This window comes from Pandoraea sp., from assembly GCF_041919235.1.
In the GTDB taxonomy this organism is placed as follows: Bacteria; Pseudomonadota; Gammaproteobacteria; order Burkholderiales; family Burkholderiaceae; genus Pandoraea.
In genome coordinates this window covers 1-20,464 of record NZ_JAYRUC010000026.1, presented here as the reverse complement: position 1 = coordinate 20,464, position 20,464 = coordinate 1, and the positions used below count along the sequence as shown (strand labels likewise).

The following is a 20,464-nucleotide window of genomic DNA, read 5'->3' as shown; positions in this document are numbered from 1 at the left end:
CCGCGACGCCGGTGGCGCGTGGCCCAGGTACCCCGCGCCACCCGGCATCACCGTCGTGACTTACCGGCGCCATGCATGCGGCAGAAGCGTGTCGTAAAGCACGCGCAGCGGTGAATGCGGGGGTGCGGCCAGAACGAATGCCATCATTTCGTCGGCCAGCGTCGCGGTGCACGTCGCCAGTTCCTTGCTGTCCCCGACAAGGCGCGCCCGCCATTGCGCGAGCGTCTCCTGCGGAACCATGTCCGGATCGTCGACGCAGACTTCATTGAGCAGCGCACATGCGAGGTAGCGCAAGGCAACGGGCGACTCGGTCTCCGTACCCAACAGCAGACTGGATGCCAACTGCGTCTGCTTGATCGCCTCGATCATCTCGAACGCAGCCCAATTCTGCGCAGTCTCTTCCATTCCAGCGACTTCGGACGAACACGCGCGCCAAAGTGCCGCTTTCACCTCCGGTAGCAATCGTACGGTGGCACGGGCATCGGCCGGTCGCGGGTGAGGCGACTCGGGATCGCACAGGGCGTGCGCAAACAGACGCTGCAGACGCATCTGCCAAGGAATCGTCGTCAGCTTGTGTTCTGCATGGTTGGACGAGACTCGCGTCGTCATCGCCAGTGCATGCTGCCGATACGACTCGCGATCAGCCAGCCGAGAAGCGTCGTCGGCGTGCTCGCCTGTCGTCGCGCTCGCGGCAATCGGCGTTGCTGGCTTTGCATCCACTTCGTCGCCGCTCCAGTACGCGTCCAACAGGTGGCCGAAGCGCCGCTGCTCGACGCCCGACGCCGCCAGATACGCGGCGTGCAGCAGCGGAATCGGGCGAAGCGCAGCCTCAGGCGATACGGCGGACTCGATGACATAGGGCGATTCGGGGGCGGCTCGCCTGAGCACATAAAACGAATGCCAGGAGATATCGTCCTCGTTGTCGATCACCGCCTTCAGTAGGCCGGGCGTGCACGCGACGACGCTGTGCGTATCTTCCGACAGGAAGATGCAGGTATCGCGAGACGTGTCCGGCAGCACGTTTTCAAGGGCGCGTGCAGCCGACGCGATGCTGGGGTGTCGAAGATAATGTTCGAGCAACTCGTTGCCCAACGCGCCGAGCTGTGGCGTTTCGCGGGCTCTGAGGACAAGTTGATGAATGGCACCTTGATGGAGGACAGCCCATTGCGGATGGTCCGACATTTCCAGGAGGTACCTCATATGAAAACACAAGCGATCGACGCGGAGATCTTTCGGCACCGGATGGTGGTTCCACTTCGCTTGAATGCCGACGGGCAAATAAGCGTTGATGAACGCAGAGATCAGCGGGCTTTCCCAGAACACGGGGTCGGAGAGCACCGACACCCAGGACGCCATGAAATTCCAAACGGTCTCCTCCGAAATCGAAAGCGTTTCCAGCGCTTCGATCAATTGACACATGACCGCGCGCTTCAGGTCGCCATGGCAATTCTCGATGGAGGCAATGCTCGCCAGGAATTCCCAGCCGTTGTCCTCTGTCAGGAGATGATTGATACGCTCCATTGCCTGACTGACGGCCTCTGGCGTGCCGACCAACCAATCGGTGTCCAAGGACAAGGTGGCATTGCTAAGATCTGCGCCGCTGAAGTCCACGTTCATGCGTTGCAGACCTTCGAGTTGTGCGTCTCTGAGCCGAGCGTTCCCGAAAGATACGCCACGCAGGCGGGCGCGGGACAGATTGGCCCCGGTGAAGTCTGCGTACCTGGCATCGACCTCGCACCAATCCGCACGGCTGAAGTCTCCGGACCGAAAGTCGATACTGCGCAGATCGACTTCGTGCAGCTTGAGCGCCCGGAGATCGGATACGCTGGCGTCAGTGAATCGAAGCAGGTCGCGTTGCAACGCCGTGGGCAACTGGGCGAACTCACTGACGTTGTCCATCGAAATTCCGAACTCGTTCCAGTCCTCCGGAGACGCGTTGTCGAACGACAGGGCCAATTCGTCGAGATAGGCGGGAATCATGTCGGTGCGAATCTGCGGGGCGGCGCTGAGCTCCTGCCGCAGCAGCGCGTTCATGACGTCGCGCCGCCGATGGTCGCGGAAGAACACCAGCCTGACATCCTCCCATCGCTTGTACATCTCCTGGCCGGCGCAAGCATAGGCAAAGCCGATGCCCGCGATGCGCACTGCCGCTGCGGCATCGAGATGCTGGATGGCCGACATCGCGTCGGTGCGGGCTTTGGAGAGCTTTTCCTGAGGGGGGCGGTCCGGACGTCGAGGGCTGTTTGCCCAAAGAACATTCGATGAATCGGCAGGACCGGATTGACGAGCTGAGTACACGTTGGATTCCTTGGGAATTCTCGACAGTGGGACGGCAGGCATCGTCGTGTTGAGTCAACCTGCCTTGGGTGTCGCGCCGTAGTCGGAAACGCCGACCGGGCCACGATGGCGGAAGCCGTTATCGTATGTCTGTATCCACGCGACACGGATACCGGAAGACCGGATTAGGAGAATGCAAGAAATCCCGCGTCGACGAGGGGCGTCGCCGACGCGCGGGCCAAGAGGATGGCGGTGCCGCTGGTGGCGCTTATTGAGAGTCTGTCAGCATTTCGCTTTCACTGTCGGTCCGGTTGGGGATCATCGCTGTGGCGACCGGTGCCTGCCACGCCATGGTCTCGTCCGGCGCCGATACGAAGTTCTCGCTGATGGTCCGGGCGCGCTCGGTGCCACGCTTCTCGTCCGGGTTCAGCGCGTGTGTGGCCAGTTGTTGCACCTCATTCGCATACGCATGCCCGATCCGATCCCCCGCACGATGCAGGACGTAACGGTACGACTCGTTGTCCGGAGAGAACACGCCGCCTTCTCCCTTGGTTTGCATGGCGTTTTCGGCCTCGGCACACACCGCACAGGCGACAAACTTGCCCGCTATCGGCACGATGACGGCATCCGATTTGGACAAACCCAAGGCTGAGATGACCTGTTCGTACTGCGCTTCGGCGTTGAGCGCCAGATCGTCTTCAATGTTCTGCTCGGCGTGACGCGTTTCGGTGACGCTTGGTGGAAGCGCATTGTCTGGGCCTCGTACCACTCGCGGGGGCGCGTGAACAACGAAACTTGGGAAGCCCTTGCCGCCTTCTTCCGTGAGGACTCGCGAAATCGCTTCGAGCGCTCGAGCGCCTTGCCGAATGACGATGTTCGCCGGGACGTCTTCGGTACCCTTTGGTACACCCATGCCACGGTTGATTTCTTGGGTGAGGCGCGTTTGGGTGCGTGCCAACTGACTCGGCTTTGCACTGGCGAGGTCATGGAACTTTCGGAAATGACGCAAGCAAGTTGCTGCACGAACGGCATGTTTGTCGACAATCGACGCCCGCTCCAGCGACTTCGGGTGGTCGGGCGCCTCGGCATTGAGCGCGATATGCAGGGCTCTGACGAGCTTGTCGCTGTGAAAGTTGGAGGAGACGTGAAGCTTGTCGCCGATCACGGCCAGTTGAATCTCAATGGGATTGATTGCACCACGCTCGGCTTCATCCCACTTGTCGAAGAATGCCTTGTTGGTCATGACGTGGTACAGCGTGGTCGCAATGTGGGAGAGTTGTTGCGAGACGCGGTTGTACCCGACGTATGTCTTGCTCTGCGGCACGGGGATCTCAGGGCGCGGAATGGCGCGAACTTGCGTTTCGCTCAGGAAATACGCGGTAGCGCCGACGAAGGCGCGCGCATCCAGCGCCGACATGACTTCCGGATGACCTAATTTGGGCCGCAGCAGATCGATATCGGGGCCGTTCGCCCGCCGACTGTTGAAGTCGAGAAACCTGGCGGATGCCGACGTTTGCTTGAGCGCATGCGAGTTCCCCCGGTAGCTCAGTATCCCGGTGGCGGGATCTGTTTGATTCGAGGATTGGGCGGTGATGCCCCGCAGAATGGAACTGGGATTCTGTTGCGAAACGCTATTTCCTAAAGGCATGGATCTTCTGTAGATAACCTGCATTAATCGGTTCAGGCACGACGCGTTTTCGTCGTACCGGACTTGCTGCTCCCCACCGTCGTACGCGGCGCCCTCCAGGCGGCGTTGGGTTGTTGTTTATGGGTTCAGCACAGTGCGAGCATGTGGGCCAGGTCGTTGCGTTGGGCGTCGGGGCTCGCTTCGGGGGAAGTCGGGAAGTCGCGCTGAATCGAATCGCGCCAGTGGGTGCTCCATTCGAGGAGCTCGACCGTGGCAGCCGCCAGCTGCTCGGCACTTGTCAGATGCCGAGGCAGGGGGGCGATCGCGACGGCGCGCGACGACTGGGGGTGCCAGCCGATCATGGGCTTTTCGCCACGCAACGTGTCGATAGTCATTTGCGGGAAGCTTGAGAGCAGATGCCTTGCAGGCATCTCCAGGACGCGTTCGGGTATGCCCAGCGGTAGCGTCAACACCAACCGATCGTTGGTCCGCAGGATGGCCAGCTCGTGTTCTTCGTCGACAACGAAGCAGCAGGCGCCGTGATCGTCGAATGTGAGAGACGGGATGCCGATCATCTCTCCAAACTCGCGCAGAATTGCATCGTGAAACTTGTCGGTCACTTCGCTCCTTCCGGGTATCGGGTTGTAAGGCCAACGCGCTGCGGTGCTTTGGCGCAGCATTGCCCGCTTGAAGATGGATGCACTGAGATGGAACTCTTTTGAATTCGCTCCCCGTGAGAATCCGTTTGATCCATTCCCCATGGAGATTGGCGGCTTACGACGCATTTGCCGTTGAGTTATGTAGGAATGCGGAACTTTCGCCGCTTTGTCGCGGAAAGAGTTTGCAGTTACATCGGACTGCAATACAAAGAGAAGAGTCGGAAGCGGTTACGCGCGTCTGCCTTTGGAATTTCCAGAGCTCAGGGCTGGAGTTATCGACGTCAATTCAAGCGCGCATCTGCGCCCTAGGCGCATCATGGACTTGCCTTGGACTGGTGCGCCGAGTCGAGATTCGGTTGTCGCGCGATCGGGGTGGTGAATTTTCGAAGGTGTTCGGCGAGCGAGGGGCCGATCGGGGATGGGACGACCGGCAAGGCTGGGTAGATATGGGTGTGTCAACGCGCTGTGTGATCGGCGTTTTGCAGCATGGCTTGCCTATCATGCGCAGGCGGCGTGTTCAAGTGTGTCCGCTACCCACTTGATTGAGGCTCTGTCCGTGCGCTGCTGCAGCGATTGCAGCAGCTTCGTGCGCCTTAGGATCGAGGTGTCTCGCAACTGCCCCTATCCCCGGGAAATTATGACGCCCCAAGGGTTCAGCGTGGACATAACCGATGCTAGTTTTGAGATCCCGGCACGATATGGATGCCACGTTGCAGTGAGTCTATGCCAAATCGCTCGGAATGCTTTACTGGATGTAGAACTTTTGGTGCCCAGGGCGGGAAGCTCAAGCGAATTCGTCAAACTCCGTCAACGATAAGCGTTTGCCCGCATCTCAATGTTTGTGCGGGTTTCCGGCCGATCAGCAACTTCCGAAATCCACTGTGAGGACTCCAAACTTAAGGTTCTCGGTGATAGCCTTTACGCCAGATTTACGCCAACAGGAGGAGGCGGCATGGCGACGTACAGGAGGCGCGGAACGACTTGGCGAGCAGAAGTTGCTAAGGCTGGAGTTCGCACGTCGGGAACGTTCAATACGAAGGCGGAAGCGGTCGCTTGGGCAACGTCGATTGAGGCCAAGGTAATTTCCGGCCGTGTTGAGGCGGTGGTTAGCGGCAAGACTCTACGCGATGCATTTCTTCGCTACGCGACGGAAGTATCACCAACGAAAGCAGGGGCGCGGTGGGAGTTGGTCAGATTTAACGCGTTGACCCGGCAACTCGATTTCATCGGCGATCTTTTGGGGCGAATTACTCCCGATCAGATTGGCTCGTGGCGCGACGGCCGATTGGCTTCCGTGGCCCCATCCACGGTCAATCGCGACATGAATCTACTTTCGGCGGTTTTTGAAACGGCTCGCCGAGAATGGAAGTGGTGCGAAAAGAATCCCATTCGAGATGTGCGGCGGCCACGGAATCCGAAGCCGCGTGATCGGCGTATTGCCGAGAAAGAAGCCCAAGCTATGATCGCAGCCCTCGGCTACGTTCCGGGACGGACTCCTGAAACGCACAGTCAGAGGGTTGCGCTAGCGTTCCTTATTGCGCTTGAGACCGGTATGCGACAGGGAGAGATTGCTGGCCTGGAGTGGGGGCGTGTATTTCTGAATAAGCGATACGTGCGTCTGGCGAATACGAAGAACGGCGACGCGCGTGATGTGCCATTGTCATCTAACGCGGTGGAATACCTTGAACTCTTGCCGCAAAACGGTGGACCGTGCCTCGGGGTGAATGCGCCCTCTATCGACGCGCTTTGGCGAAAGGCGCGCGCCAAGGCGAGCCGAATTGTTCCGTCAGTAGCCGACTTGCGTTTTCACGACTCTCGCCATGAGGCAATAACCCGGCTTGCTCGAAAACTTGATGTGCTCGACTTGGCGCGGATGATTGGGCACCGCGACCCGCGTAGTCTGATGATCTACTACAACGCCACGGCGTCAGACATCGCGGGTCGACTTGGGTAAAGGCTCAACTGCGGCGTCCCTTTGGAAGGCTACCCCGATTCGTTCGAGCCCATTCGATTACCTCATCTCCGAACCATCGCCGCTTGGCTTCCGATGATCCTGTCGGCACGACGGGACTCGGGAAGCCAGGGCGGGATACGACTCTCAGTGCGACCGTACTTTCTGATAGTCCCATCCATGCCGCAATGTCCTTTGCGGTCCACAGTTCAGGAGCTTTCTTCAACGCCATTACCCCCACAAGCTTGTCGAGCCGATCAATCAGAGCGCTGACGTCTCCGCCGTCATATGGTGCTGCGTCGGCTCGCTCTCCTCTCCCCTGCGTCGCATGTGGCCCGAGCAAAATTTGAATCTGTTCGGGTGATAAAAGTGCTTCCATCCTTAGTCCCCCCTTGTGGCTAACCAGAAGCTTCCGAGATCCTGATTCCAAAATGCCTGACAGTGGGCCAAGCTTGCGCCGACTTCCTGCGCCGCTTCGAACGCAGTCACGATGGCCTTCACTGGGTCGTCACTCAGAATGTGGTCAATGGGATGGCGCTCAGGGATCACGATTCCTCGACTCGACCAATAGCGCTTCTCGTTCATCTTGTGTTCGGCGAAGTCCTTGGTCAGATATTTGCCCAGGTAGGCCGCTAGCTTGTGCTGCTGAGCTTTCTGACGAAACGGATTGCGCACATTGACGTTGCCGTTGTCTGCGCCGACGATGGATATCCAGATCACGCGGAGCACCCGGTAGTTCTGCCGTCCCTTTACCGCGATGTGTAGATGCCACGCGCCCCGTTTTTGACGTTCCGGGACTGCGACGTACTGGAAATCCTGAATCTTGTTCAAGCGGCGGCGTAGAGCGTCAAAATGGCGCTTCAGGCGTTCCTTGTCCTGCATGTTCTCCCGGTAGGTCAACGTAATCATGCGATCCGCGCCAATGGCCTTACAACGCAATCTGACTTGTTGTTTGGCTCGTTTGGCCGCTGCCATTTGGTTATCTTCCGAGTTTTCTGATTCGCCGCGCTTCGCTTTTGGTAGGGTGTGAAGCCTCTGAGCGCCCATGTAGCGGTCGAATCGGGTGACGGTGACCTCTACCTGACCCTCTCCAAAATTTCGTCCCCTAATGATCCACTCTCGTCGGAATGCGGAATCGTTCACTAAACTCGGTTCTTGCATGGCAGCTCCTTTGTCATGTGTCATCGCGGAGAAGGCGTTGGCCCCGGTGTTCTGCATCGGGGCCTTTCTTCATCCGGATCGAAGTCGAAGTGTTTTCGTCCTGGCTGGATGCGCTTTGCTAGTTCCTTTCTCGTTAAGTGTTACGGATATAAATTTAGGGCGCGCTTCGCGCGCCCCCGCCGTCCTCGACCCTGCGGGCGGCGGCGGTCGCGCGAAGCGTCGTTCCTTCTTCGATCCGCGCCACTTTGTCGTCGGGGGCGGAAAGACGGTTTCCAGTGAAGGGTTGTAAGGCAGGCGGCGGCGCTTCGGGCTGCGTCTGTGGTGCTACCCGCTGCTCGGTCGCGCGGGCCGCGCTGAGTCGCGCGTCAACGGCCCGGACGTTGCAGGTACGTCCGTGGGCATCCCTGGCTTCGGCATCGGCGCCGACACTCCCGACGCTAGACGTCCTGACGCGCTCCACCTGGAGGACGAGAAGGATCTCCGTGTTCAAGGCCGCATCGGCGTGGCTATCGAGGAATCGGGGCAGGAAAGACAGTCCCATGTTGTTGTCGGACGCTTTGTTGGTTGTCAGTCCGCCAATGAGGATGATGTCGCCGTCCCGCGAACTGATTTCGGTGCTCACCTCCCGAGTGTTCAGCGTAGGCGACTGATTGACACCTGTCGTAGTCTTCACAAAGTCGCTGATTTGCTGCGAGACGTGCAGATCGATAACGCAATCCTTTACGGTCGGTCGTAGCTCGAAGATGACGCCTGACGAGTGGTATTCGACCGACTGAACCGGTTCGCCGCCGCCACGTGGGTAGGAGACGGATTTCAGCACGGGGACTTTCTGCCCGACGGTGAGCTTTCCCCGCGAGCCGGATCGAATCCGCAGGTTCGGGCTGTTGATAACCTGAAACCGAGTGTCTTTCGATAGTGCCGAGAACACCGTGTCGAGATCTCCTGCTGTGATGCGTACAGCGTTGCTCAGCTTCTCTCCTGTCACCTGTATGGATAGCCCTAAGCCTTTGGAGAGCAGATCCAGGGCGAGTTGAAACGCTGAACCGTGCTCGCTGCTTTGGGTGACCTCGTAAGCCGTTGCTCGCACAGCGACTTCACCGACCGGCGTATCGACGCGCGGTAGTAACTCCTGGAGCGTCAGAACTTCAGCTTGCGTCCCACGGAAAACGAGCGTGTCGCCTTTCTGGTCGATGAGCATCGCCGCAGACCCGTCGGGAGCATTGCCGCCTGCTCGTCCATCAGGTGCGGCGGGGACCTCGCGGTTCACGGTGAACTGTCCTCGAAACACCGGCCTGACGAGACTGGCGAGATAGGCTGCATCTCGATATTGGGGACGATAAACGTAGGTGGATTGCGGTTCCGCGTCTATGCCAGTGCTTGATCGCTTGAATACGAAGTCGACACCCTGGCGTCTTTCGATGCCGAACCCGAGCGATTCAAGAAACGTGATCAGGAATGCACGTAGGTCGCCGCGCCTCGTATCGAACCGCATCGAGACCATCCGCTGGTCATCGAGCACTTCGGGGGAAATGACGTAAGGCGTCTTAATGGCTTCCCCATAGAGCAACGAGACGAGCTGCGCCACATTGACGAACTGGAAGTCGAATTTCCCGGATGAGGTGCGTAGGCCCAGTCGAGGCGACGGGATACCTTCACGGGTCCGTTCGGGCGAGGGGCGGCGCTCGATATTGTCCCGAGTCTCCGGGCCGTCATCGTGAAGGGCTGGCCCTCGGTAATCGATGGGAGCGAGCACGATGCGCGGCTCGTCCGCAAACGATTGGGCTGCAGCGATCAACATCGCGCCGGCGAACAGGGGCCTCATCGCGTTTCTCCGAAGAGCCGGGATGCGGGCTTTTGTCCCGACCATGCAGTGACCTGTTGACCGTCGACCTCACCGATGATCGCGAGGCCACGATTGCGAAATGCAGATGAGGGCTCGACGCGTAAGCGTCCAGCGTTATCGCTCAACACGACGTAACGCCTCCCGGCGACTGAATACTGCCCTGCGACACGCCATCTTTCGCTGAGCTGCGGTAGGCGGGGTGCAGACTCCAATGCTGTGTTCGCCAAGGCCGACAGGCTAGCGTTCGATTCGACCGTATTGGACGGTGATGCCTCTGTTTTCGGATGAAAGAATCGCCAGAGGAACACCCCGACGCCGATCCAGCAGCCCACGAAAATTACGGCGATCATCCACAGTTTGGGATTACGCAGCATGTTTTGCCGGGAGTCGATGGCGCGCTCTTTCCCTTTGCCGCCGGCATACGACTGATACAGCGGGAAAATGGCTTTGTCGTATGTTGTGGTCGTGGTCCCCAGTCGTGCCGCCTTGGTAATCCTTCCGCCGCCGAACATCTCGACGCGATAGCGATTGCCCAGCCCCAATTCCTTGAGCTTCTTTGTGACGAACGTGACTTCGATCACCGAGCGTAACTGCCGGTGGAGATCCGTGATCGACTGGATCATCAACGCGACGTCGCACGAAACGCCCGTTTCCGCATGTACGTAATGTCGATGCATGCGGAAGAAGCGCATGTGCTCGGGGCTGATCTTGTGCGAGACGGACCAGAACTCCCACGCCTCATCAATCGCCACCAGATCGCCTGCTTTGACGAGCGAGTCGAGATCCGGCCTCGTTTCGTCGGGAAAGAAGTCGGCTTTGAGAACGTCTGCGTTTGAAATAGGAATCAGCGCGCCAAGCGTTGTCGGGTCTGCTTTCTTCACGTCTGTGCAGTAAGCGTGAATCGCGTTCGCGTTGATGCCATCGACATTGGTCACCACACGTCGACCGGCCAAAACCGCAGGCACGATGACGCTACTGACGACCTCATAACTCTTGCCTGATCCCATCAAGCCGGTATACGCGTTGATAGCCATAGTGGTTACCCAATGACCGGCAAACGTCGGATCAGAAAGCGCGCGGCTACGGCACTGACGATCATGGGCGTACCTTCCGAGACGGCAAACAGGTCGAGCCAATACCAGACTCCGGAAGGGATGCCCGAAAACGCCTCGTTGAGCTTGGAGACCTGCGGGAAGAAACTGCTTGATTTGATGGCGACGACGAATTCGGTAACGACGTACCAGAGCGCGAAGAACGTCGCCCACTTGACTACCGACGCGCGGAACACAAAGCCCAGTGCGGCATTGAGAACGCTCGCAATGATGGCAAACAGTGGCATAAGGACCTCAGGCGGAAAGGACAATCAAGAGCGCCATGACGGCGAATGCGGCGATCATCACTTGGCGAAGTTGCGGCCCAACGCGCTCGGCAATCTCGCAGTGCGTGTCGATCGGAACGGCATAATCGAACACCTGGAGCGTCGTGCGCGGACAAGCACCGCCGTGCGAAGGCATCGTCCAAGCGTTGAAATCGGACGTCAGGCTCAAAATCGGATCGATGATCATCTTCGCGGTGGGCGTCTCTTCGAGTCCGGGCTTATCCATTTCGGGGACAGCGCCTAGATCGATATCGACCTTGACCCGGTTGCCGATATCGACCATTGGTCGGTTGACGACATTGACGTCGCGAACACCATCGGTGTTCTTATTGCGGTTGGAGCCGGTCTCTGCCTCTTCATCGGGATCGCGCGCGACGCTTGGATCGACTTGCGGAATGGGTTTAGGTTTGACGCGCGGATCTGCTTCGGGGTCGATTTGCGGATTCGGGTCTTCGCGTGGGCGGATTCGAGGAGAGATCGGTACCTTCTTTTCGTCCGGCGGACTGGCGGGCTCGAATACGTCGCCGATGTATGGCATCTTCTTGGGATTCTCTTTGACCCATATCTCCACGTCCTCTTCGGTGACCGGCTCGGCGTCTCGATAGGGGAGTCCGATATAGTCAGGCGCTTCCGCTGCCCGCTGCCACGACTCATCGACGATGTCGGCGAGCGTCTTGGGGCTGATCGGCATTTTCATGAGGTCCCGACTCATGCCGGCCCGTGCCGCATCCAGATCGGCGTATACCGTTTCCGTCGTAATCCGGTTCAGTCCATAGAAGGCGTCGCGGCTGATGTCAAACACAGCGGGGTTCAGTTCGAACGTTACCCATTCATGCGGCGCGGGACAAGGCGGCGGGGTGTCGGGGTAGCAGCGCCGATGCTTGTTCGTCCACATTCGTTCGGCAAAGCCCGCGAACTCGCCATAGTCATTGAACAGCTCGATAATCTTCAGTTGCGGATCCGGATCGCCGGGCTGGAACAACCATCGCGTGCGCAGTTGCTCCAGCTCGGACATCGACGTGAAGGGGATGCGAATCCCATACTCTGGATATGACAGGGCGATGCCGGTAGATGTTTGCGGCAACGGCGGAAATTCGTGACATGCGACGCGGGTGTACGTCGGGGAACATTCATCTGTTCGATACACGCGCGCCCCGAGGCGTCTGAGATTTTCGAAAAGCTGTTCGTCGGAGGGAGATGTCCTGAAATCCGGGTAGGGCGGTAAGGTGTCGGATTCCTTGCGCGGGAGCTTGCTCACCAGCGCGACGGAGCCGTCGTACGTTTGCCCGATGGCGATCTCCGCGTCGCCCAACGTTGCGATCAAATGGCTACCCACGCCAACGATGCCGAGGCCCGCGAGAATCGTCAGCCAGACAGGCGCACCAACGAGCGACAAGCCAATGCCTGCGCCAGTTGAGACGACGTTTAGCGTTGTGCTCGTTGACGAGATCGCTTCGAGCGTTGCGATAATGCGAGCGTCGTTGGCAGCGAAGCCTCGGGAGGCGGCAATTCGTGTGATGACGCCTGCGATAGCGCGATTCATGACGAAGTTCGCGACGGGGAGGGCTTGCGGTGTCGCCGGCTGTTGTGCGAGGAGCGTCAGTAGGGCTACGGCCACCATCGTTCGTTTCATCGTTATCCCCGCAGACCTTGGACGACCGCCCACCCACATACGATTCCCCAGATGAAGAAGGTCAGATCCCATAGTGCTTGAGTCGGCATGAAGTTCTCCTGCGAGCGTTTGTGAAAGACGTAGTGCACCTTGCTTACGGCCGAGCGCTCGACACGCGCGATAGAGCACTCGGCCTGACTCAACGATTAGCCCTTGATGACCCCGAGCACGATCTTGGCACCGCGAAGCGTGGCGTACACGGTCGCCAGCGATAACGCGACCGCCAGAATTGCGGTGGTCGTTGAGCCCATACTGATGCCGTTGGTCAAGGACGACAGGTCGGGGCCGCCACCGCTGTCTGCCGCTTTAGCCAGGCAGGACGCCGTACCCAACGTGATAGCGAGACTCGCACGCGTGGCAATCGAACGAACTTGTTGAAGCGCATCTTTCATGGTTGCTTACTCCGATTGAGATGCCGGGATGCGCCCGGCGCGCTGGCTCAACCTCGGCGGACGAAACCGAGGAGTGCGCCTACATGGACACTCACAAACCAAAGACCGACGACGGTTGTGAGTGCCAATGTCCAAAATCCCGCCATCTGCACGGTGTCGAGCGAGGTGGCGGGCGTATGTGTTAGCGCGATTGCGGGGGCGACTGAGACCAACGCGAATTGCTGGCCGCTCTCTGGCGGGCAGAATTCTCGGTCAATGGCGGTAACCGACATCGGTGGGCGAATGGGTTGGCAGGCCAGCAGGCGGATCGTGTGGTCTGTCACACGCAGCCCCCGGATGTGCGTTGCTGGTCCTTCGCCACGCTAATGCACTTATGACGTGGATGGCCGTCGTAGCCCACGATTCGGGCGACGAGTGAAGGCTTTTGTTTGGCGCGTGCTGGGCCGAGGCCGTCGCGTAGGCTGAGTGAGAACTGACGGAACATCGCAACCCCCAATCTCCATCACACTATTGAGCTGTGACGGTGTTAAGAATCTGGCGGGGGGCCGGATATAGAAGATGAGTTATCGGCGTCTACATGAAGACGCGACGCAAGGCTGGAAAATCAGGTTGTGGATTTGCCGGAAGTTGCGGGGCGCGCGCCGTTCGTGCAGGGATGCAGGGCTACAATGCGCGGGACTAGGTGACCATCCATCGACTGTGAAAAGGCGAATTCCGCGAGGTATTCGCCTTTGGTTGTTTCTTTGAGACCGTCCGGCAGCATGACTCGGCCGACGACGGCTTGATCGCCTTCGCTCGTCGATTGGTAGAGCACGCACTGTGCGGTGCGCATGTCGTAGGGACGACCCGTCTTGCTTGAGATGCCTTCGAGTCGCGTGACGTCGATGATGATGAGCTTTTGTTTGCTGGTCATAAGGTCACCGGTTGCATGTGAGCGGCAGCAGGGGAATCCGAGCCGCCGATGCCTAGAAATTAGACATGCCTAAAGTATAGGTTTCCATGTCTGGAACGTATTTGGGGAAATTCCGAGATGCGCGAGCGTATCTGCGAACTCATTGAACACGTCGCCGACGCCGACCGATGTTGGCGAGAGATGGAGGACTTCACGGGCATTCCGTCGAAGCGGTGGCAGAACGTCTCCCGTGGTTTGCAGCGCCCGACGTCCGAGATGATTGAAGCTATTGGCGAAGTCTGGCCGAGGTTTGCTTTCTGGTTGGTGACAGGGCGTACTGACGAGGCCAGCGGGCATATCTCGCCTGCCCTGGAGCGAGTGGCTCGGGACTTAAACAAAATCCGGAAGGCTGGGTAGTCGCAGCGAAGGTGCTAAGCCGATGGCTGCAGCGGCGTTAAGCCGCGAGAACGTTTCATGGAAGTGTCCCCGTTACCTCGTTGAGGTGAAGAGCGCCAATCAGGTACTGGGGGCGACCGGCAGTTGTTTTACTTGATGTCGTCGCTTTACGTTGGAAGGTGCACGGCGAACGCAATGTGGTGGCAGCAATGCGATATCACGGCGTTCTATGCGGTTGAGCCGCTAAGGAAAACAGCAAGATCGTTCATCGGCTCCCGGCAAAGCGCCGGTAAGAAATTTCGTAAGCCTTCACGGTCACCATTCGGGCGCTCGTCGTCACGGTGGTAGGCAACTCGCCACGGGTTTCGTCACAGACGAAGAAAGCAAAAGTGCCTCTCGCAATGAGAGGCACCAAATTGCTGAGAGCCCGCGACAACGTCAGGACAGCAGGAGTGTGGGGTTTCCTGCAAAACTCAGATCATCGTCCAACCGTTGGGTCACGTCGAGAACTTCGTCCGCGAGGTCTCCCAGTTGCTCGAAGTATGCGTTTGCGAATTCGGAGGGAATGGCTTCCGCACTTTCTTGATTGGCCGCCACCATGCAAAGTGCGACGAGGCGTTCGGAAAGACAGTGCAGTTTGTCGAGAGAATCGCGAACAGCGATGGGAGTAGATACGAGAGAGGTCATGCTGTGTCCTCATGCTAACCGTTTCAATCCTGCCCCTCGCAAGACGAGAGGGGGGTGGGCAGGCACTGGACTGGGTTAGCGGACCGCTTGTTCAGTAGGATTGGGCGGCACACCCGAAGGTGTCCCAACCCAGGCCTGCCCATTGAAAATGTAGGCATGCATGAGAGCGCACACGAAGCCGCGATGCAATGCGGCTGTGTGCCCTACAGAACAATCGGGCCGCTAAGCCCGGCCACGTTTGGGGCGTGACGAGGACAAGCTTACATAGGCCACTCGCATACGGCAATAACACCGACAGAGAATTATGCTGGATGCCAGCGAATTCGGATTGATCTTAGGGGAGCATAGGGGGATTTCCCTTGTGTCCGTTCGAAATCAGTAGGACTGAATACTCTAGGTTCGTCAAAGCTGGCGACGTGTGCTGCACAAGATAAAGAAAAGGCCCTCGGTGGAGGGCCAATGTCAATTACTGTCGATGATAATCGGATGAGGTAATCATATTCGCGCTGGGGGCGACTCGCATCCATCCTAAAATCACCAGTTGTCGAATTGCTTCTCCAACCGACTCTTTTTTTTCTTTGGTGGACCAACTTTTCTTCCAGTCGAGAATGTAGTCAAATAATTGTTGTTCACTAATTTCTGAGTTCGGTATTTCTCTCTTGATTCGTCGGCTTGAAAATAAAACAGTGAATACTTCTTCGGCCTGTTCTGTGGATTTTATTCTGCTAAAAAGATCAACGGCTTTCTTTATTTTTTGTTTATTTTTTTCTATGGTGGCGCTGTATTCTTTGGAGTCTTTTACGTATTGATCGGTTGCCTTCATCGCGATCATTCGGCCGAGACGCTCTTCTTGTAGCCAGTTTTTGTTTGCGAAAACATGAATTGCTTTATTAACGTCGTCAGAGAAGGGGCCAAAATTACCTTTGTTGAATTCAAATCCCGTTTGAATGCCCATCTCTGTCGCGACGTAGCAGAGTTTTTGGAAAATTGTTCGCCCAATAGGGGGGGCGTATGGTTGTGTCTGGAGTTCTTTAAGGATTTCTAGAAGAATTGCCCATTCCGCGCGGAGCGCATCGGATTTTCTTCCTTTGCCATCCAAACTCAATTGAGCGGGCTGCTGCAAAAATTCAATGCTAACTTCTGATTTTGGCGTTCCATATGGAGCGAATAGCTCTATGTCAACGGGAATGTCTCGCAGCTTCTTATAAATCAAAGGACCCACTTCAGACCACTCGAGGCCTCCATTGCCGCAGCCAAGCGGTGGCATTGCAATGCTTGAAACGCCCCACATCGGAAGATGTTCTGCAAGGTAATCCAATCCGGCTTCTATGTCGGAGAGCCTGGATGGGGAGCGCCAATGATCCTTGGTGGGGAAGTTGATTATTGATAGGCCTGAAAGGTCTTGGTACAAATAGGGTTCGCCAAGGTTGACCAGGCCGCGATCGCATCGAGCCTTGTAATCATCGAACATTGCCGGGTAGCGTCGGCGAAATTCTTGCGCAACACCTTTTCCCATCACACCAACGCAGTTAACTGTATTGACGATTGCATTGGCATTGCTTGTGAACATGTCACCAATCATCACTTTAAACATGATTGTGACCTCCTTGTTATTCAAAAAACATGTATCCATTGATTTCTGAGTGAATATCAGTTTCCATGGATTCAAATAAATCCCGAGATTTCTTGCTGCGAACAAATGCGCTGAAGATTAAATTCGGCGGGACGAATTTTTCAACCAATATTTCGGCGCATTTTGCAGATTTTTTTTGCCAATATTGAATCTCGTTTGGATCTTGCCAGTTTTCCGCGTAAATTCTGTCGAAATCGAGATTTCTCCACTGATTCGGAGCGTAAAATCGTACGTACTTGCTGGCGGCATTTTGGTCGGTAATCACGGTCCTCGGGATGTCGAAGACGTCCGTTGAAATTCGAAGTATGCAGAGACTGTCCGCCTCACCAAGTCTCTTAAAGAGCATTGGATTTCTCGCATGGAAATACATATTTGCGTACTGGTGCAAACGCAGTCCCTGCGGCACGCTGATTATGTCGCGGCGGTCCTGCACTGGCTGTAGTGCAACCGACCGATGCGGCAGCTTGGCCGCTCTCTCATACGAAACTAGGCCATGTTTTGCGACTGACGGTAGGTTTTCAATTGGCATAATGCAATGAAGTTCCGTTACCCGTGGGTCCATAAATCAACAGTCTCTTTTCAATATTTTATAAACGCGCTGCCAAGTCAAATGGTTCTCTTAGTGCCGTGTGGCTATCCCTGGGGGCTGCACGCTAGCGAGGTCCGATATTTAAGTCTGCCCCGCCGAGCAGTCTACTCGGGCCCTGAGATCGTGTCTTAAATTGACGCTTACTGTATATATGTACAGTATTTTTGCGGGAAATGCAACCTCCATTGCCGTACATCGGCTGGGACGCTTTCCCCGAAGGGCTCGTGCTGCTCACCACGTAGAGGGATCAGCATCTGGTGTGCGGTACAAACATGGAGACGTCACCAGTCTCTAGACTTGAACCACACTCAAGTCTGAGCTACGGGTTCATGGGCTTCTCGGCAAGAAGAGCCTGAGTTGGTTTGACCTGTCCACGAGGTCAGTGTCGGAGACGTATCTCGCTCGATAACGGGGCTTCCCGTCTTGCGATCGAACCGCAACATCGCCCTCCGCGATAAGTGATGCGAGAGCGTCCTTGTACATTGAGGCCGTGGCGGGGGATCCGTTGCACGTCTCGGCAAATAGCCGTGAAAAGGACTTCGGCCCAGGAGCATCAAAGATATGCCGAGCGAGCTGAGTAACCAATGCTTTGTCTGACTTTGCTCGGGCGACATCATCGAATCTAAAACCCCCGTCAAACTCTTGTAAGAACCCCATAGTTTGCGGGGCCAGCATATGCAAGCCGGCGCCGCCGTAATGCACAAAATGGTTGCCGTGCTGCCAGTGAACTTGCTTCATTACATCTTGGGCTCGATGGTGCTGTGACAAGTGCACCAACCAGTACTCGCCGTGCCCAGAACCTGTACCTCGAATAAAGAATGGCGTGAAAAATGCGGCACCGCAGCCGCCAACAAGTGCCTCATACAGAGCAGCTTGAATGAACCGCCTCCAATCGGTCTCATCGCGCTTGATATCTTCTATCGAGCGACCGCCTAGATGCTTGAATATGTCGACGCGCAGTGTTGACGATATCTTTTTGGCAAGCTCATCGTTTGTATAGGTTGCAAACGACGAAACATGAAATGTCAGAACGATCTCTGCATCGCGAGCACTTGCGAAAATCTGCTCGATCAGGGGAGCAGGCACTTCGGTGTACCCGTACTGGTCCAGAAAAAAAATAGCAGTACCGGAACGTGGCGTATGCTTGGAGATGCGAGCAAGTACTTCGCCAACGGCGCTACCAAACTCCGCATGCACGAGGTGTATCGTTTTTCCTATCGCGTTTTCGTAGCCACGTTCTCGCAAAACAGCCCGTAGATGATTGAGAGCTTTTCTGTCTCTATCAATGAAGACGAACTGAACGTCAAAAAGAATGTGCTTCGAGCGTTCTCGATTGATCGCAGCCGATGCATCTTCAACAGCGCCCAAAATGCGAAGAGGCGAGCCGACCACAAGTTCGCCAGTGTCTTCGAGGTGATACAGTCCGCCGCCGCAAAAACCGTCGACCAGTGTGATTCGGATTCTGTCGCGGCCGCGTGCATTCAGCAGGCGTTGCTGAAAATAACGAATCAAATAGTCGACTAAGACCTGATGTTTGGTCAGGCTATGCGGTTCGAGCGCGGCAGGGCCATTGCTCCAATCGTAGTGACGTTTTGCCAAGTGACGATCTCGGGAGAAATAGGAGTTACCTAGAGCATCGTATGTGGGAACTGGTCCCAATGCTTTCCTGCCAGCGTTCTACCGGTCTTACTTTTTCCAATGGCGGCGACGGAAACCTCAGAGCCGTCTTGTCGGATAACGTGGATCGGAGTGCTTTTTCTTACGGAGTCGATGACGAGTTCGACTGGTGCCCAGTGTCCCCATTGTTTGAAGTGGAAGGGCACTTTAGCTCTTGCACATTGCCTCTGCAACGAGGTCGGCCAAGCGGGGTCCATGGGCCTTGAGTGCGGACCTGATTCGCCACCGGCGATTACCCAGTCAACACGATTGCCCTTCTCGTTCTTGACGAGATATTCGGAGAGATCTATTGCGGACAGCAGTGGTTCGCATGACAGGAACCTGACGGATGGTGATGAGAACTCGAGCAAGTGCTTGATTCGCTTTCTTGCCGTCGCTTGATCCTCCACTGTGGTTCCGAGCCACACATTTCTGGGGAACTTATATCCTTTGGGCAGTTGCTTTCGAACTAGGTGAATACGTTTGGTTAGTAGAAGCCAGTCCAGATTCGGTGTCTGATCGATCAAATCCAGTAATCTCTGCCGCTCCGTTTCAAGGTCTGGCCTGTTTTCGAAAACGTCAGCCATTGAAGCGCAGAATACGCGTCTGCGGACCTTGTCTCGTGCAGCATCCCTGTCCCACCTCAGTGGCTCCTTCCAGTGAGCATCACTGAAAAAGCGCCTAGGAGTGTGCGGGCCCCAAAGGTCTTCGCCAAGTCGCTTAGCCCACGTCTCCGCATAGCAGTGGTCGCAGGCTGCCGAAATCTTGATGCAACCCCACCACGGATTGAATGTATGGTGAGTCCATTCGATGCGAGAGTCTTTTCCCATTGGTGGCGGCCTGTTGCTTGTTCAAGCAGCATTGTACTCGCCAGCATTCTCCGGTAAAAGGTCTGACGTGACTGCTTTTTTCGTACCACTGGTGTCTAGAGATTTATGGCCCCGGTGGTTGTAACAACTTCGCTAGCCCGGCGAAATTCTGTCGGTGTCAAGTACTGCGAACTCGAATGTGGACGTACCTCGTTGTAGTGAGTCCGCCAATCTTCGATTACAACCCTCGCCTCGATCCGGTTTCGAAGCCACTCCATCGCCAAACATTCATCACGAAATTTTCCGTTGAAGCTCTCGTTGGTGCCGTTTTGCCAAGGCTTTCCCGGATCAATCAACACTGTCTCGATCTGCTCCTGGACCGCCCATTTCAACAGCGCCGTGCTAACAAATTCCGGTCCATTGTCTGACCGAAGTTAACGGGGCGCTCCGTGCGTGCTTATCAACCGACTTGGCACTTCAATGACTCGGCGTGAGCGAATCGATCCCGCCACATCGATCGCCAGGCATTCCCGCGTGTATTCGTCGACCACGGTCAGACATTTGACTCGCTGGCCGTTCGCGCAAGCATCGAGCACGAAGTCATAGCGCCACACCGAGTTGCGGGTTGTCGGCGCATGGGGCCGTGGACGACTGCCGGCCACGCGGCGCCTGCGTCGCTTCTTCGGTATTTGCAGCCCCGCCTGCGCCCAGAGCGAGGCACATCGATCACGGCCGATGAAGATGCCTTCGCGCCCGAGCAATACCCGGATGCGGCGCGAACCGAAGCGCGGAAACTGCCCTGACAACGCTTGCATAGCTTCGATCACGGGCGCGTTCTTGCC

Annotated in this window: 16 protein-coding genes and 1 pseudogene; 1 reads left to right on the top strand and 16 read right to left on the bottom strand. The window is 56.8% G+C overall.

Annotated elements, in window-relative coordinates:
- Positions 1-60 precede the first annotated feature (60 nt).
- The 3 genes from ACE3UG_RS18915 to ACE3UG_RS18905 all read right to left on the bottom strand — a co-directional run bounded on the left by ACE3UG_RS18915 (position 61) and on the right by ACE3UG_RS18905 (position 4,689).
- A complete protein-coding gene (locus ACE3UG_RS18915) occupies positions 61-2,298 on the bottom strand; it encodes a pentapeptide repeat-containing protein (protein ID WP_374626747.1) in 2,238 nt (745 codons plus the stop codon).
- Positions 2,299-2,545: 247 nt separating this feature from the next.
- Entirely contained in the window at positions 2,546-3,925 is a 1,380-nt protein-coding gene (locus ACE3UG_RS18910; protein ID WP_374626745.1) for a hypothetical protein, read from the bottom strand.
- A 125-nt stretch (positions 3,926-4,050) separates the two neighbouring features.
- The gene (locus ACE3UG_RS18905; RefSeq protein WP_374626743.1) at positions 4,051-4,689 is read right to left on the bottom strand and encodes a type III secretion system chaperone; all 639 of its coding nucleotides are present in this window, start codon (positions 4,687-4,689) and stop codon (positions 4,051-4,053) included.
- A gap of 826 nt (positions 4,690-5,515) precedes the next feature.
- Here ACE3UG_RS18905 and ACE3UG_RS18900 point away from each other — a divergent pair.
- The gene (locus tag ACE3UG_RS18900; protein WP_374626741.1) at positions 5,516-6,517 is read left to right on the top strand and encodes a tyrosine-type recombinase/integrase; all 1,002 of its coding nucleotides are present in this window, start codon (positions 5,516-5,518) and stop codon (positions 6,515-6,517) included.
- A 378-nt stretch (positions 6,518-6,895) separates the two neighbouring features.
- Here ACE3UG_RS18900 and ACE3UG_RS18895 read toward each other — a convergent pair whose 3' ends face one another.
- The 13 genes and pseudogenes from ACE3UG_RS18895 to ACE3UG_RS18835 all read right to left on the bottom strand — a co-directional run.
- Entirely contained in the window at positions 6,896-7,675 is a 780-nt protein-coding gene (locus ACE3UG_RS18895; protein WP_374626739.1) for a hypothetical protein, read from the bottom strand.
- A gap of 154 nt (positions 7,676-7,829) precedes the next feature.
- Entirely contained in the window at positions 7,830-9,497 is a 1,668-nt protein-coding gene (locus ACE3UG_RS18890; protein ID WP_374626737.1) for a type II secretion system protein GspD, read from the bottom strand.
- On the bottom strand, positions 9,494-10,552 hold the full coding sequence (locus ACE3UG_RS18885) for a zonular occludens toxin family protein (RefSeq protein ID WP_374626735.1): 1,059 nt from the start codon (positions 10,550-10,552) through the stop codon (positions 9,494-9,496). The genes ACE3UG_RS18890 and ACE3UG_RS18885 overlap by 4 nt, the downstream gene beginning before the upstream one ends.
- Positions 10,553-10,557: 5 nt before the next feature.
- On the bottom strand, positions 10,558-10,857 hold the full coding sequence (locus tag ACE3UG_RS18880) for a DUF2523 family protein (RefSeq protein ID WP_374626733.1): 300 nt from the start codon (positions 10,855-10,857) through the stop codon (positions 10,558-10,560).
- Between the two features lie 7 nt (positions 10,858-10,864).
- Positions 10,865-12,292 carry a hypothetical protein gene (locus tag ACE3UG_RS18875; protein ID WP_374626731.1) on the bottom strand — a complete coding sequence of 476 codons (1,428 nt, stop codon included), beginning with the start codon at positions 12,290-12,292 and terminating at the stop codon, positions 10,865-10,867.
- 422 nt (positions 12,293-12,714) lie between these two features.
- Positions 12,715-12,960 (bottom strand): hypothetical protein, encoded by a 246-nt coding sequence (locus ACE3UG_RS18870; protein ID WP_374626729.1) that lies wholly within the window; start codon positions 12,958-12,960, stop codon positions 12,715-12,717.
- Between the two features lie 604 nt (positions 12,961-13,564).
- Entirely contained in the window at positions 13,565-13,873 is a 309-nt protein-coding gene (locus ACE3UG_RS18865) for a cellulose synthase (protein ID WP_374626727.1), read from the bottom strand.
- Positions 13,874-14,686: 813 nt separating this feature from the next.
- Complete coding sequence (locus ACE3UG_RS18860; protein WP_150586914.1) at positions 14,687-14,935, bottom strand: hypothetical protein; 249 nt, start codon at positions 14,933-14,935, stop codon at positions 14,687-14,689.
- 466 nt (positions 14,936-15,401) lie between these two features.
- Positions 15,402-16,529, bottom strand: coding sequence for a macro domain-containing protein (locus ACE3UG_RS18855; RefSeq protein ID WP_374626724.1), 1,128 nt, complete (start codon positions 16,527-16,529; stop codon positions 15,402-15,404).
- A 16-nt stretch (positions 16,530-16,545) separates the two neighbouring features.
- Positions 16,546-17,097 carry a DUF4433 domain-containing protein gene (locus ACE3UG_RS18850; RefSeq protein ID WP_374626722.1) on the bottom strand — a complete coding sequence of 184 codons (552 nt, stop codon included), beginning with the start codon at positions 17,095-17,097 and terminating at the stop codon, positions 16,546-16,548.
- 387 nt (positions 17,098-17,484) lie between these two features.
- A complete protein-coding gene (locus ACE3UG_RS18845) occupies positions 17,485-18,756 on the bottom strand; it encodes a three-Cys-motif partner protein TcmP (protein WP_374626720.1) in 1,272 nt (423 codons plus the stop codon).
- 29 nt (positions 18,757-18,785) lie between these two features.
- Positions 18,786-19,643, bottom strand: coding sequence for a DUF5131 family protein (locus ACE3UG_RS18840; RefSeq protein ID WP_374626718.1), 858 nt, complete (start codon positions 19,641-19,643; stop codon positions 18,786-18,788).
- A gap of 95 nt (positions 19,644-19,738) precedes the next feature.
- A pseudogene (locus ACE3UG_RS18835) lies at positions 19,739-20,464 on the bottom strand (IS3 family transposase); the annotation flags it as partial.

Bases quoted from the DNA above. Each gene is read 5' to 3' on its own strand.
- ACE3UG_RS18910 (WP_374626745.1), bottom strand. From the start codon at position 3,925: ATGCCTTTAGGAAATAGCGTTTCGCAACAGAATCCCAGTTCCATTCTG.
- ACE3UG_RS18905 (WP_374626743.1), bottom strand. From the start codon at position 4,689: ATGCGTCGTAAGCCGCCAATCTCCATGGGGAATGGATCAAACGGATTC.
- ACE3UG_RS18900 (WP_374626741.1), top strand. From the start codon at position 5,516: ATGGCGACGTACAGGAGGCGCGGAACGACTTGGCGAGCAGAAGTTGCT.
- ACE3UG_RS18895 (WP_374626739.1), bottom strand. From the start codon at position 7,675: ATGCAAGAACCGAGTTTAGTGAACGATTCCGCATTCCGACGAGAGTGG.
- ACE3UG_RS18890 (WP_374626737.1), bottom strand. From the start codon at position 9,497: ATGAGGCCCCTGTTCGCCGGCGCGATGTTGATCGCTGCAGCCCAATCG.
- ACE3UG_RS18885 (WP_374626735.1), bottom strand. From the start codon at position 10,552: ATGGCTATCAACGCGTATACCGGCTTGATGGGATCAGGCAAGAGTTAT.
- ACE3UG_RS18880 (WP_374626733.1), bottom strand. From the start codon at position 10,857: ATGCCACTGTTTGCCATCATTGCGAGCGTTCTCAATGCCGCACTGGGC.
- ACE3UG_RS18870 (WP_374626729.1), bottom strand. From the start codon at position 12,960: ATGAAAGATGCGCTTCAACAAGTTCGTTCGATTGCCACGCGTGCGAGT.
- ACE3UG_RS18865 (WP_374626727.1), bottom strand. From the start codon at position 13,873: ATGACCAGCAAACAAAAGCTCATCATCATCGACGTCACGCGACTCGAA.
- ACE3UG_RS18860 (WP_150586914.1), bottom strand. From the start codon at position 14,935: ATGACCTCTCTCGTATCTACTCCCATCGCTGTTCGCGATTCTCTCGAC.
- ACE3UG_RS18855 (WP_374626724.1), bottom strand. From the start codon at position 16,529: ATGTTTAAAGTGATGATTGGTGACATGTTCACAAGCAATGCCAATGCA.
- ACE3UG_RS18850 (WP_374626722.1), bottom strand. From the start codon at position 17,097: ATGCCAATTGAAAACCTACCGTCAGTCGCAAAACATGGCCTAGTTTCG.
- ACE3UG_RS18840 (WP_374626718.1), bottom strand. From the start codon at position 19,643: ATGGGAAAAGACTCTCGCATCGAATGGACTCACCATACATTCAATCCG.